We start from the raw sequence: 13,571 nt of genomic DNA, 5'->3' as shown, positions 1-13,571 counted from the left end.
GCTCGGCGTGCGAGGCGACCAGCTGCGACTTGAGGTAGCCGGACTCGACGGCCGCCATCGCGCCGCCCATCTCCTGGATGCGGTCGATCTCGGCGAACGACTCCTCGACCAGCTGCTCCACCTTCGCCTCGATCACCTTCGAGCCTTCGAAGATGTCCTCGTACTCCAGCAGGTCGCTCTCGTACGCCAGCACCTGCTGGATGCGCAGCGACCACTGCTGGTCCCAGGGGCGGGGCAGGCCCAGGGCCTCGTTCCAGGCGGGCAGCTGCACGGCACGCGCGCGGGCGTCCTTGGAGAGGGTGACGGCCAGCATCTCCAGGACGATCCGCTGGACGTTGTTCTCCGGCTGCGCCTCCGTCAGGCCCAGTGAGTTGACCTGGACGCCGTAGCGGAAGCGGCGCTGCTTGGGGTTCTCGATGCCGTACCGCTCGCGGGTGATGCGGTCCCAGATGCGGCCGAACGCCCGCATCTTGCACATCTCCTCGACGAAGCGGACGCCCGCGTTCACGAAGAACGAGATGCGGGCCACGACGTCGCCCATGCGCTCCTGCGGCACCTGGCCGGAGTCGCGCACGGCGTCGAGGACGGCGATCGCGGTGGACATCGCGTACGCGATCTCCTGGACCGGAGTGGCGCCCGCCTCCTGCAGGTGGTAGCTGCAGATGTTGATCGGGTTCCACTTCGGCATGTGGGAGACCGTGTACGCGATCATGTCCGTCGTCAGGCGCAGGCTCGGCCCCGGCGGGAAGACATGCGTCCCGCGGGACAGGTACTCCTTGACGATGTCGTTCTGGGTCGTGCCCTGGAGCTTGGTGATGTCCGCACCCTGCTCCTCGGCGACGACCTGGTAGAGCGCCAGCAGCCACATGGCCGTGGCGTTGATGGTCATCGAGGTGTTCATCTGCTCCAGGGGGATGTCCTGGAACAGCCGGCGCATGTCACCGACGTGCGCGATCGGCACGCCGACCCGGCCCACCTCGCCGCGGGCGAGGATGTGGTCGGAGTCGTAGCCGGTCTGCGTCGGCAGGTCGAACGCCACCGACAGACCTGTCTGGCCCTTGGCGAGGTTGCGCCGGTACAGCTCGTTGGACGCCTCGGCCGTGGAGTGACCGGCGTACGTGCGCATGAGCCACGGCCGGTCCTTCTGACGCTCAGTCATCTGTGCCCCCGTATGTCTCAGATGTTGCGGAAGCGGTTGATGGCGTCGATGTGCTGGGCGCGCTTCTCCTGGTCACGCACGCCCAGGCCCTCCTCGGGGGACATGCACAGCACGCCGACCTTGCCCTGGTGGAGGTTGCGGTGCACGTCGTAGGCGGCCTGGCCGGTGTCCTGGAGGGAGTACACCTTCGACAGGGTCGGGTGGATCTTGCCCTTGGCGATGAGGCGGTTGGCCTCCCAGGCCTCGCGGTAGTTGGCGAAGTGCGAGCCGATGATCCGCTTCAGCGACATCCACAGGTAGCGGTTGTCGTACTCGTGCATGTAGCCCGAGGTCGAGGCGCAGGTGGTGATGGTGCCGCCCTTGCGGGTGACGAACACCGAGGCGCCGAAGGTCTCGCGGCCGGGGTGCTCGAAGACGATGTCGATGTCCTCGCCGCCGGTGAGCTCGCGGATGCGCTTGCCGAAGCGCTTCCACTCCTTGGGGTCCTGGGTGTTCTCGTCCTTCCAGAACTTGTAGCCCTCGGCGTTGCGGTCGATGATCGCGTCGGCGCCCATCGAGCGGCAGATGTCCGCCTTCTGCTCGCTGGAGACGACACAGATCGGGTTGGCGCCGCCGGCCAGCGCGAACTGGGTGGCGTAGGAGCCGAGTCCGCCGCTCGCGCCCCAGATGAGGACGTTGTCGCCCTGCTTCATGCCGGCGCCGTTGCGGGAGACCAGCTGCCGGTAGGCGGTGGAGTTGACCAGGCCAGGGGCGGCGGCCTCCTCCCACGACAGGTGGTCGGGCTTCGGCATCAGCTGGTTGGACTTGACCAGCGCGATCTCGGCGAGGCCGCCGAAGTTGGTCTCGAAGCCCCAGATGCGCTGCTCGGGGTCGAGCATCGTGTCGTTGTGGCCGTCGCTGGACTCCAGCTCGACGGACAGGCAGTGCGCGACGACCTCGTCACCGGGCCGCCAGGCGTTGACGCCCGGGCCGGTGCGCAGGACGACGCCCGCGAGGTCGGAGCCGATGATGTGGTAGGGCAGGTCGTGTCGCTTGGCCAGCTCGTTGGTGCGGCCGTAGCGCTCCAGGAAGCCGAAGGTGGACAGCGGCTCGAAGATCGAGGTCCACACCGAGTTGTAGTTGACCGACGAGGCCATGACGGCCACCAGGGCCTCGCCCGGGCCGAGCTCGGGCAGCGCCACCTCGTCCAGGTGGATCGACTTGCGGGGGTCCTTGTCGCGGGTCTCGAGGCCCGCGAACATCTCCGTCTCGTCCTTGTGCACGGTGATCGCGCGGTACGACTCGGGGAGCGGGAGGGCGGCGAAGTCCTCCGACGTGGAGTCGGGCGACTGGATCGCGGCCAGGATGTCCTTAACGGTCACGGTGTTGCCTCCGGCGGTGAGCGCCCTGAGGGAGGGGCGCCGATGGGTTCGTCGGTGCTGCTGAGGGTTGAGGGTGTGCCGTCGGTTCGGCGGTGGTGCTGTTCGGCAGCGCTGGGTGGCGCGGGAGGTTGCCTGTGACGCAGGCGCCGGGCGGGCAAGCGGGTGAGCCTGCTGGGACGTCGCCCGGACCTCTTCAACGTATGACACCGCGTGTCACCCCGCAAGGCACTGAGTGCCAGAACTTGGCCTCAGATGAAATCTTTACGTAACAAATGAGCGATGATCGATCGAATGGCCTCGGCAAGGACCTGCAAAACGGCCCCTGACATGCCAAAACGGCCACCCCGAAGGGTGGCCGTCATCACACGGGTGAAGGGGGCTCAGCGCTCCTTGAGCGCCTGCTCGATGGTCCGCATGACCTCGTCCAGTGGTGCGTCGGTGCGGGCGACCGTCACCAGCACCTCGCCCTGTGCCGAGGCCGTGGCCGCGGCCGGCTGCCCGTCCGTGGAGCGCCCGGCCCCGATGCCCGTGCCGAAGGTCTTCCGCACGATCGCGAAGGCGTGGTCCAGCTGCGCCTCCACGTCCCCCTGGGCGCCCGCGCGCAGCCAGCGCCGCAGCACGTGGTTGTGGGCCGTGACGACCGCGGACGCGGCGACCTCCGCCAGCAGCGGGTCGTCGTTGGCGTCGTCGGCGTGCGCCCGCTCGTCGAAGTGGCCGAGGAGGTAGCGGGTGAAGAGACGCTCGTAGCGGGCCACCGACGCGATCTCCGCCTCACGCAGGGTGGGCACCTCACGCGTCAGCTTGTAGCGGGCGACCGAGATCTCCGGCCGGGCCGCGTACATCCGCATGACCTCCTTGATGCCACGGCACACCGTGTCGAGCGGATGCTCGTGCGCGGGCGCGGCGTTGAGCACCGCCTCGGCCCGGATCAGGGTGTCGTCGTGGTCGGGGAAGATCGCCTCTTCCTTGGAGCGGAAGTGGCGGAAGAAGGTGCGGCGGGCGACCCCGGCCTGAGCCGCGATCTCGTCGACGGTGGTCGCCTCGTACCCCTTGGTCGCGAACAGTTCCATCGCGGCGGCCGCCAGTTCCCGGCGCATCTTGAGCCGCTGGGCGGCGGCGCGGGAGCCGGCGGCGCTTTCCGGCGCGTCGGCCGTGGCTGGTGTACGTGAGGACCTGGCGGGCTGGGGCATGCCCTGAACGTACTGCATGTGCGCAGCTCGCCGCGCATGGCCCGGTTCTTCCCCGGCGCCCCGGGGCGGGGGAGGGGCGGGCCGGCCGACCGGGTGGAACCGGTCCGGGCCGAGCAGGCCGCCCCACTCCGCGCCGGACCGGAACCAGTCGCCGGGACGCTCAGCGCTTGGCATATTCGCGGAAGCCACGGCCGGTCTTGCGGCCGAGGCAGCCCGCGGCCACCAGGTGCTCCAGCAGCGGCGCCGGAGCGAGCCCCGGGTCGCGGAACTCGCGGTGCAGGACCTTCTCGATGGCCAGCGAGACGTCAAGACCGACGACGTCCAGCAGCTCGAACGGGCCCATCGGGTAACCGCCGCCCAGCTTCATCGCCGCGTCGATGTCGTCGAGCGACGCGTAGTGCTCCTCCACCATCTTGATCGCGTTGTTCAGGTACGGGAAGAGCAGCGCGTTCACGATGAAGCCGGCCCGGTCACCGCAGTCGACCGGGTGCTTCCTGATCCGGCCGCAGACCTCGCGGACCGTGGCGTGGACGTCGTCGGCCGTCAGCACCGTACGGACGACCTCGACCAGCTTCATGGCCGGCGCCGGGTTGAAGAAGTGCATGCCGATCACGTCCTGCGGGCGCGAGGTGGCCCGGGCGCAGGCGACGACCGGCAGCGACGAGGTCGTGGTGGCCAGGATCGCGCCCGGCTTGCAGACCTTGTCCAGGGTCGCGAACAGCTGCCGCTTGACCTCCAGGTCCTCGGCGACCGCCTCCACGGCCAGATCGACGCCGGCGAAGTCCTCGTAGGTGCCCGAGGCCGTGATGCGGTCCAGGGCCCCGGCGGCCGCCTCGGCGGTCATCCGGCCCTTGTCGACCGAGCGGGACAGGGACTTGCCGATCCGGGCCTTCGCGGTCTGCGCCTTCTCCGCGCTGCGGGCGGCGATGACCACCTCGTACCCGGCCTTGGCGAAGACCTCGGCGATACCGGAGGCCATGGTGCCCGAGCCCGCGACACCGACCGAGCGGATCTCCCGGCCGGGAACCAGGTCGCCACCCTCCAGCGGGGTCAGCGCGTCCCGCACGACGACCGCGCTGCCCGGCGCCTCGTACGTGTAGAAGCCGCGCCCCGCCTTGCGGCCGGTCAGACCCGCCTCGCTCAGCTGCTTGAGGATCGGGGCCGGAGCGTGCAGCCGGTCGCGGGAGGCGGCGTACATGGCCTCCAGGACCGTGCGCGCGGTGTCGACGCCGATCAGGTCGAGCAGCGCCAGCGGGCCCATCGGCAGGCCGCAGCCCAACCGCATCGCGGCGTCGATGTCCTCGCGGGAGGCGTACTTCGCCTCGTACATCGCGGCGGCCTGGTTGAGGTAGCCGAACAGCAGGCCGTCGGCGACGAAGCCGGGGCGGTCGCCGACCGCGACGGGCTCCTTGCCCAGGTCGAGGGCGAGGTCGGTGACTGCCGCGACGGCGGCCGGCGCGGTCAGCACCGAGGAGACGACCTCGACCAGCTTCATGGCCGGCGCGGGGTTGAAGAAGTGCAGGCCCAGCACCCGCTCGGGGCGGGAGGAGTCCGCGGCCAGCCGCGTCACCGACAGGGCGTTGGTGCCGGTCGCCAGGATCGTTTCGGGACGCACGATCCCGTCCAGCTCCCGGAAGATCTGCTGCTTGATCTCGTACGACTCCGGGGCCACCTCGATGACCAGGTCGGCGTCGGCGGCGGTGCGCAGGTCACCGGAGGTGCGGACACGGCCGAGGATCTCGGCGCGCTCCTGCTCGGTCAGCCGGCCGCGCTCGACGCCGCGGGCGGTGGAGGCCTCCAGGGCGGCGACGCACTTCGCTGCCTGGGCCTCGCTGACGTCGATGCCGACGACCGTGCGGCCGGCCTTGGCGAGGACCTCGGCGATGCCGGTGCCCATCGTGCCGAGGCCGACGACGGCGACGGTCTGCAGCTTGGACTGGGACGGGTCGGAAAGGGGAGAGGCCATCGCGGGACTCCAGGATGAGGGTGACGACGGGGAACGCGCTCCGGGTGCGCCGAAGGAGGCCCGGCAGGAAAGCCGGACCACGGGCGCACCGGGTGCGTGGATAAGTGCGGGTGCTGGCCGGGCTGCGAAGCGCACACGCCCGGTGCCGCCTCCACGGGCGTGCACACGCCCGGGATGAACGGCGATTCCGACCGGCCCTGTCCCGGGGCCGAGCCGTACTGCGGTACCTGAGGCACCGAACCGACTGCTCCCGCGACAGCCGCGTCACCAGACCGCCGCGAGGAATTGCGAGTGGGTAACTCGCTCGTCTGAGCTTAACCGGCGGGTAACGAGCGCGCCAGCCCTCTTGTTTGTGATGTACGTCCCGCGCGGTCGGCGACGCCCCTAACCTCTGAGTCATGGACGAAGAGTTGCGATCACTCACGGAGCGCTTACGGCAGGAGTCGGGGGCGTCGCCCGCGTTCGAGCGGCTCGTGGCGACCGACGACCTCGACGCCCTGGCGGCGATGCTGACCGAGCCCGGGCAGCACCTGTGGGCGAGGGAACTGGCGGCGTTCCGGCTGGGGCTCGCGCGGGACCGGCGGGCCTTCGAGGCCCTGGTGCTGCTGCTCAACCACCGCGACCCGCCGCGCTGCGCCTCCGCCGCCCACGCCCTCGCCCGGCTCGGCGACCCGCGCACCGCCCGCGCGGCCGCCGCCCTCGCCACCAACGAACTGCGCGTCGCCTACGCCCTGCACCCGGTACGGCTCCTGGTCGAGCTGCGCGCCCCCGAGGCGGTGCCCGCGCTGATCACCACGCTCCGGCGGCGGTTGCGCCCGCACGACCCCTACCGCCGCGTGGCCCTCGCCTGCGTGGACGGGCTCGGCGCGCTGGGTGACGTCCGGGCCGGACCCGTTCTCAACGAGGCCCTCGCGCATCCGGCGCTGGCCGAGGCGGCGGTGCGGGCGCTGGGGCGGATCCCGAAGCAGCGGTGACGTCAGCCATTCAGAGGCCTGGCGTACCGCACCTCGGGAACCGCGACCCCGTCCACCTCGAAGGGCTCCTCCGCGCCGTCCGCGCGGAAGCCCGCCCGCTCGTAGAACCGGCGGGCCCGGTCGTTCCCCTTGAGCACCCACAGCAGGAGACGGCCGCGGCCCGCGGCGGAGCAGCGCGCGACGGACTCCGCGAGCAGCGCCCGTCCGACGCCCCGTCCCACCTGATCCGGGTGGACGTAGAGCGCGTACAACTCGCCGTCCCGGGTGAGGACTTCGCCCTCCCGGTACGGCCCGTGGCAAGCCCAGCCGACGAGCTCGCCGCCGGTGCCCTCGGCGACCAGGTTCACCACACTGCCGTCGCTCTGCGAGAGGTGTGCACGGCGGCGCTCGGCGTCCTCCTCGACGCTGAGCCCGGCCAGGTACGACTGCGGGATCAGGCCCCGGTAGGCGCTGCGCCAGCCGCCGACGCGGATCTCCGCGACGCGGTCGCAGTCGGCGAGCCTCATCTCGCGTATCCGCAGGCTCCTCACGGCGCTACCACCGCGAACGCCTCGACCTCCATCAGGAACTCCGGCCTGACCAGCGCCGCGACCTGCACCGCCGAAGCGGCCGGCAGCCTGTCGTCGGGTATGTGTGCGGCGCGGGCCGCGCGGATGGCCGGCATATGGGCCATGTCCGTGACGAAGTAGGTGAGTTTGACGACGTCGTCGAAGGTCGCGCCGGCGGCCGCCAGACAGCGCCGGAGGTTCTCGAAGACCTGGCCGGCCTGCGCCGCCGGGTCGCCCTCGCCGACCAGCCGCCCCCGCTCGTCGAGGGCGAGCTGACCGGCGATCGCCACGAAACGGCCGGTGCCCAGGACGACATGGCTGTATTGGGGCGCGGCGGCGACGCCGTCGGGGGCGGGGATTCTCGTCAGCTCACTCATGCGCCCATGGTGGACCATGGCACTGACGGCGACCGGCCCCGGCGGTTCGTCAGCCGCTCAGTGGCGGAAGCCGAGCAGGCGGTGCAGCACCGCGCCGTTCGAGGAGGCCGACGCCGCCTTGTCCGACGCCGTCGCGGGGGGCTTCGGTTCGGGCAGCGCGTCGCACGCCGCGTCCGCCTCGCCGAAGCCACGCGGCACGGTGCCGTCGGTCAGGTAGGCCGCAAGGTGCTTGTCCAGGCAGGCGTTGCCACTCAGCGTGATGCCGTGGTTGCCGCCGCCCTGCTCGACCACCAGGCTGGAACCGGCCAGCAGACGGTGCAGGGTGACACCGCCCTCGTACGGAGTGGCCGCGTCGGCGGTCGCCTGGAACAGCAGCACCGGCGGCAGCTTGCCGTTCGCCACGTTCACCGGGCGCAGCGACTCCGTCGGCCAGAACGCGCACGGCGCGTTGTACCAGGCGTTGTTCCAGGTCATGAAGGGCGCCTTCTCGTACGCCGCCCAGTTGTCCGCCCGCCACTGGTGCCAGTCGCGCGGCCAGAAGGCGTCGCGGCACTGCACCGCCGTGTAGACGCTGTAGCTGTTGTCGTCGGCGGCGTCGATCGCGCCGAATTTCTCGTAGGCCTCCACCAGCGGTTCGGCGTTCTTGCGGTTCACGTACGCCGCGAACGCCTCCGCCAGAGGGGGCCAGTACCCGTTGAAATAGGCCCCCGGGAGGTAGGTGTCCTCGAGCTCCGCGGCGCCCACCCGGCCGCCCGCGGGCTTCTTGGCCAGAGCCGCCCGCATGGCGTACCAGGTGGCTTCGACTCGTTCCGGGTCGGTGCCGAGCCGGTACCGCGCGTCGTGCCTGGCGACCCAGGCCAAGAAGGCGCGGTGACGGTCGTTGAAGGCGTGGTCCTGGTTGAGGTTGGCGGTGTACCACACGTCGGTGGGGTCGGCGATCGAGTCCAGGACCAGACGCCGGACCCGCTGCGGGTACAGGCCGGCGTAGACCGCGCCCAGGTAGGTGCCGTACGAGTAGCCGAAATAGTTGATCTTCTTCGCGCCCAGGGCCTGCCGGATCGCCTCGATGTCGTGCGCGGCGCTGATCGTGTCGATGTACGGCAGCAGGTGCCCGTACTTTGTGGAACAGGCGGCCGCGAAGGATTTGGCGCGGGCGAGGTTGGCCCGCTCGGCCTCGGGTGTGCCCGGCACGGAGTCCGGGCGCACCGGGCCGAAGTAGCCGGGCTCGCAGTCCAGCGCCGGTCTGCTGGCGCCCACTCCGCGCGGGTCGAAGCCGATGACGTCGTACTGGGCCGCGACCTCCTTGGGCAGCGCGGCCGCGACGAAACCGGCGAGGGCCAGGCCGTCGCCGCCGGGGCCGCCCGGGTTGACAAGAAGAGGGCCCTGGAATGTCTCGGCGGTGTGCGGGACGCGGGACAGCGCGAGGGTGACCTGCCGGCCGTCCGGGTTCGCGTGGTCGAGCGGCACCTTGAGTGACGCGCACTGGAGCGACGGAAAGTCGGTGGTGCCGCACTTCCTCCAAGTGGGTTTCGCCAGGCGAAAGGTACCGGCGGAGTGCGGTGCGCTCGCCTCGGCGGGCACGGCCGTGAGGCTCCCGGCCAGCACGGCGGCGGCGCCGCACAGCACGGCTGCGCGTCTTCTCATGGAGGCCTTCCAGGACGGAGGGGCGTCGGACCGCGGGGCTCACAGTCCTCGCCGATTCGTCCCGGCACATGGCGCTGGAAGAACCTGTTCCGTCGAGACTTGACCCGATTGGGTCGCGGGATGCGCTCGAACGCTCCTATAGGAGCGACAGTTGGGTCGGCTCGGACGAGGGGGGCTCGGCCGGTTCGGGCGGCCGGATCCGGCGCGGTATGTCCGCGCGCGTGGGGCCGATGCCGTACTCCTCGGCGAGTTCGTGCACCTGACGGGTGATCCGCCGCTGGTACCACTTCGGGGCGTAGGAGCCCTCCGCGTACATCCGCTCGTAGCGGGCCACCAGGTGCGGATGGTGTTGCCCCAGCCAGGCCATGAACCACTCGCGGGCGCCGGGCCGCAGGTGCAGCACCAACGGCGTCACGGACGTGGCGCCGGAGGCCGCGATCGCCCGCACGGTGGCGCGCAGTCGGGCAGGGCTGTCGCTCAGGAACGGGATCACCGGCGCCATCAGCACTCCGCAGCCGATGCCGTGATCGCCGAAGGTGCGCACGACCTCCAGGCGCCGCTCGGGCGCCGGCGTGCCCGGCTCGACGGTGCGCCAGAGGTCCTCCTCGGTGAAGCCGACCGAGACGGAGATGCCCACGTCGGTCACCTGTGCCGCCTGTTTGATCAGCTCCAGGTCGCGCAGGATGAGGGTGCCCTTGGTCAGGATCGAGAAGGGGTTCGCGTGGTCGCGCAGGGCCGAGATGATGCCCGGCATCAGGCGGTAGCGGCCCTCGGCGCGCTGGTAGCAGTCGACGTTCGTGCCCATCGCGATGTGCTCGCCCTGCCACCGGCGCGAACCGAGCTGCCGGCGCAACAGCTCCGGCGCGTTGACCTTGACCACGATCTGGCTGTCGAAGCCGAGGCCCGTGTCCAGGTCCAGGTAGCTGTGTGTCTTGCGCGCGAAGCAGTACACGCACGCGTGTGAGCAGCCCCGATAGGGATTGACCGTCCACTGGAACGACATCCGCGAGACCGCCGGCACCCGGTTGATGATCGAGCGGGCCCGGACCTCGTGGAAGGTGATCCCGCGGAACTCCGGGGTGTCGAAGGTACGCGTGACCACCGCGTCCGCGCCGAACAGCGCGGCATCGGCCCGGCTGTGTTCGGAGTCCGATGTGAGGTTCTCCCAGCGCATGACGCCTCCTCGGTAGCACTGACCACAGAATAGAACACATGTTCCCTTGATCGTGCGAGGGTGTTTTACGAACGCGTTCGACCGGGTTGCGTCACCCCGATTTGGGGCGCCGGGCAGCGGGGTGGTTGGCTTGCCCCGACCCCCGAGCAACCAGGTCCTGGAGGAAAGCGATGGCGCAGGTCGAGGCCACAACGGAGCGGATCGTCGCGGCGGACGCGGAGACGGTGTTCGACGCCCTCGCCGACTACAGCGGCACGCGCGCGAAGCTGCTGCCCGAGCAGTTCAGCGAGTACGAGGTCCGGGAGGGCGGCGACGGCGAGGGCACCCTCGTCCACTGGAAGCTCCAGGCCACCAGCAAGCGCGTGCGCGACTGCCTCCTGGAGGTCAGCGAGCCCACCGACGGCGAGCTCGTCGAGAAGGACCGCAACTCGTCCATGGTCACCACCTGGCGGGTCACCCCGGCCGGCGAGGGCAAGTCCCGGGTCGTCGTGACCACCACCTGGACCGGCGCCGGCGGCATCGGCGGCTTCTTCGAGAAGACCTTCGCCCCCAAGGGCCTCGGCCGGATCTACGACGCGATGCTCACCAGGCTCGCCGCCGAGGTCGAGAAGTAGCCCTCCCAAGAAGCGGACAGGTGAGGGGCGTTGCCGCCCCTCACCGGTTCGGGTGATCTCCGTACGGTCCGCTCCTGTGCCGTAACTCGTCGCGCTTGCTCGTAGTTGTCGCTTTTACGCGGTAATTGCGCGGCAGCGCGACGAGGGGAGCGGTGAGTGGGCGGGATCACTCTGGCGCAGGACGAACCGGCGGTGGCGCCTCCCGACACCCCCGCACCACCGCCGGATCCGGACGGCGGACCCAGCCCGCGACGGGTGCGGTTGATCTTCTTCGCTCTGCTGCTGGCCCTGCTGCTGGCCGCCTTGGAGCAGATGATCGTCGCCACCGCGCTCCCGAAGATCGTCGGTGAACTGCACGGCCTGGACCGGATGTCCTGGGCGATCACCGCCTACCTGCTCACCGCCACCGTCGGCCTGCCGATCTACGGCAAGCTCGGTGATCTCCTCGGCCGCAAGGGCGTCTTCCAGTTCGCCATCGTCGTCTTCGTCGCCGGCTCCGCGCTCGCGGGCCGGGCGCAGACCATGGACCAGCTGATCGCCTTCCGCGCCCTGCAGGGCGTCGGCGCGGGCGGCCTCCTGATCGGCGTGCAGGCGATCATCGCGGACATCGTGCCGCCCCGGCGGCGCGGCCGCTACATGGGCGTGATCGGCGCCGCCTTCGGCCTCGCCTCCGTGGCCGGACCGCTGCTCGGCGGCTACTTCACGGACCACCTCTCCTGGCGCTGGTGCTTCTACGTCAACGTCCCCTTCGGACTGGTCACCCTGGCCGTCGTCGCCGTCACGCTGAAACTCCCCAAGCCGGCCGCGAGGGCCCGTCTCGACGTCCTCGGCGCGCTGCTGCTGACCGCCGCCTCCACCTGCCTGGTCCTGCTGACCAGTTGGGGCGGCACCGAGTACGCCTGGGACTCGCGGACGATCCTCGGGCTCGCGGCCGGAGCGGCGGCGGCCACCGTCCTCTTTCTCGTCACCGAGCGCTTCGCCGTCGAACCCCTCATTCCCCTGCGGCTGTTCAGGGACTCCGTCTTCAACGTCACCGGCCTGGTCGGCCTGGTGATCGGGGTCGGCCTGTTCGGCGCCGCCGGCTACCTGCCGACGTACCTGCAGATGGTCGACGGGGCGTCCGCCACCGAGTCGGGACTGCTCATGCTGCCGATGATGGCCGGCATCGTCGGCGCCTCGATCGTCGTCGGCCGGCTCATCAGCCGCACCGGCCGCTACAAGGCCTACCCGATCCTCGGCGGCGCCCTCTCCGTCGTCGGCATGGGACTGCTGTCGCGGCTGGAGGTCGGCACGCCCCGGCTGCACTACAGCATCTGGATGGCCGTCCTCGGCGCCGGCATCGGCATGGTGATGCCGGTACTGATCCTCGCCGTGCAGAACTCCGTGCGCCCCGCCGACCTCGGCACCGCCACCAGCGCCAACAACTACTTCCGGCAGATCGGCGGCAGCGTCGGAGCCGCCGTCTTCGGCACCCTCTTCGCCGACCGGCTCGCCGACGCCCTCGCCGAGCGTCTTCCCGCGCGCGCCGGGCTCCCGGACCCCGAGTCCCTCACCCCGCAGCTCGTGCACGCACTGCCCCCGGCCCTGCGCGACGACTACATCCGGGCGTACGCCGACGCCATGCCGCGGATCTTCCTCTACCTGGTGCCGGTGCTCGTCCTCGGACTGGTCATCGCCCTCTTCCTCAAGGAGAAACCCCTGGTGTCCCACAACGCCTCCGTCACCGACCAGGGCACGGCGCCGGGGAACGCCCCGGTCCCGCAGGCCCGTGCCGCGTACGCCGCCGGTGTGCCCGTGTGCGGCTCGGTGCAGCACTACGACGGAACCGTCGTACCCCGCGCGGCCCTCACGCTCATCGACGTCACCGGGCAGCAGACCGGGCGCGGCGCGAGCGGCGAGGACGGGCGCTACGCGCTGGCCACCCCGGGCCCGGGCTCGTACGTGCTGATCGCCGCGGCCGGCGGGCACCAGCCGCAGGCGGTCACCGTGACCGTCGGCGAGCGTCCCGTCGAGCTCGACATCGTCCTCGGCGGCGCCGGAAACCTGATCGGCACCGTGGTCACCGCCGACGGCACGCCCGTTCGGGACGCCACCATCACCCTCACCAACGTGCACGGGGAGGTCGTGGCGACCACCCGCAGCGGCCGGGAGGGCGGCTACGTCATCACGGAGCTCGTCGCCGGCGAGTACACCCTCGCCGCGAGCGCGCCCGCCTTCCGCCCGGCGGCGCTTCCGGTCACCGTCCAGGCCGCCCGCGAGACCCGCCGGGACATCGAACTGGCCGGCGGCGCCGTGCTGCGCGGCACCGTCCGGGCGGGCGGCGGCAGGCCCGTGGAGGACGCGCGCGTGACGCTGCTCGACGTGGCGGGCAACGTCGTCGACACCCTCACCACCGGCGCCGACGGCACCTTCCGCTTCGTCGACCTGTCCTCCGGCGAGTACACGGTCATCGCGGCCGGCTACCCGCCCGTCGCCACCGTGCTCCAGGTCGCCGGAGGAGGCCGCAGCGAACGGGACCTCCAGCTGAGCCACGAGGACTGAGCGAGCACCGGCCCGGGAGCGAA

Annotated in this window: 11 protein-coding genes; 3 read left to right on the top strand and 8 right to left on the bottom strand. The window is 71.0% G+C overall.

Annotation, left to right across the window (positions count from 1 at the left end; translation table 11 throughout):
- The 4 genes from ABT116_RS16865 to ABT116_RS16850 form a co-directional block, all read right to left on the bottom strand.
- On the bottom strand, positions 1–1,159 hold a 1,159-nt coding region (locus ABT116_RS16865; RefSeq protein ID WP_351633612.1), incomplete at its 3' end, for a methylmalonyl-CoA mutase family protein.
- Between the two features lie 17 nt (positions 1,160–1,176).
- Complete coding sequence (ccrA, locus tag ABT116_RS16860; RefSeq protein WP_351633609.1) at positions 1,177–2,520, bottom strand: crotonyl-CoA carboxylase/reductase; 1,344 nt, start codon at positions 2,518–2,520, stop codon at positions 1,177–1,179.
- A 380-nt stretch (positions 2,521–2,900) separates the two neighbouring features.
- Positions 2,901–3,710, bottom strand: a complete 810-nt coding sequence (locus tag ABT116_RS16855) for a TetR family transcriptional regulator (RefSeq protein ID WP_351633606.1) — start codon at positions 3,708–3,710, stop codon at positions 2,901–2,903.
- 160 nt (positions 3,711–3,870) lie between these two features.
- The gene (locus tag ABT116_RS16850; RefSeq protein WP_351633603.1) at positions 3,871–5,676 is read right to left on the bottom strand and encodes a 3-hydroxyacyl-CoA dehydrogenase family protein; all 1,806 of its coding nucleotides are present in this window, start codon (positions 5,674–5,676) and stop codon (positions 3,871–3,873) included.
- 398 nt (positions 5,677–6,074) lie between these two features.
- Between ABT116_RS16850 and ABT116_RS16845 the strand changes: the two genes are divergently transcribed.
- Complete coding sequence (locus tag ABT116_RS16845) at positions 6,075–6,650, top strand: adenylosuccinate lyase (protein WP_351633600.1); 576 nt, start codon at positions 6,075–6,077, stop codon at positions 6,648–6,650.
- A gap of 2 nt (positions 6,651–6,652) precedes the next feature.
- Here ABT116_RS16845 and ABT116_RS16840 read toward each other — a convergent pair whose 3' ends face one another.
- The 4 genes from ABT116_RS16840 to ABT116_RS16825 form a co-directional block, all read right to left on the bottom strand.
- Positions 6,653–7,156, bottom strand: a complete 504-nt coding sequence (locus ABT116_RS16840) for a GNAT family N-acetyltransferase (RefSeq protein WP_351633597.1) — start codon at positions 7,154–7,156, stop codon at positions 6,653–6,655.
- A gap of 20 nt (positions 7,157–7,176) precedes the next feature.
- Positions 7,177–7,575, bottom strand: coding sequence for a RidA family protein (locus ABT116_RS16835; protein WP_351633594.1), 399 nt, complete (start codon positions 7,573–7,575; stop codon positions 7,177–7,179).
- 57 nt (positions 7,576–7,632) lie between these two features.
- Positions 7,633–9,219: an alpha/beta hydrolase gene (locus tag ABT116_RS16830; RefSeq protein WP_351633591.1), complete on the bottom strand. Its 1,587-nt coding sequence runs from the start codon at positions 9,217–9,219 to the stop codon at positions 7,633–7,635.
- Positions 9,220–9,355: 136 nt separating this feature from the next.
- Positions 9,356–10,393, bottom strand: coding sequence for an Rv2578c family radical SAM protein (locus ABT116_RS16825; protein ID WP_351633588.1), 1,038 nt, complete (start codon positions 10,391–10,393; stop codon positions 9,356–9,358).
- A gap of 170 nt (positions 10,394–10,563) precedes the next feature.
- Here ABT116_RS16825 and ABT116_RS16820 point away from each other — a divergent pair, with 170 nt between their 5' ends.
- Together ABT116_RS16820 and ABT116_RS16815 are read left to right on the top strand one after the other, a co-directional pair.
- Complete coding sequence (locus ABT116_RS16820) at positions 10,564–11,007, top strand: SRPBCC family protein (RefSeq protein ID WP_184907765.1); 444 nt, start codon at positions 10,564–10,566, stop codon at positions 11,005–11,007.
- A 156-nt stretch (positions 11,008–11,163) separates the two neighbouring features.
- Positions 11,164–13,548 carry an MFS transporter gene (locus ABT116_RS16815; protein ID WP_351633585.1) on the top strand — a complete coding sequence of 795 codons (2,385 nt, stop codon included), beginning with the start codon at positions 11,164–11,166 and terminating at the stop codon, positions 13,546–13,548.
- Positions 13,549–13,571 lie beyond the last annotated feature (23 nt).

It is taken from the genome of Streptomyces sp. NPDC002130 (assembly GCF_040296465.1).
Taxonomy (GTDB): Bacteria; Actinomycetota; Actinomycetes; order Streptomycetales; family Streptomycetaceae; genus Streptomyces.
The sequence above is the reverse complement of the archived record's forward strand: the minus strand, read 5'-3'. Positions and strand labels throughout refer to the sequence as shown.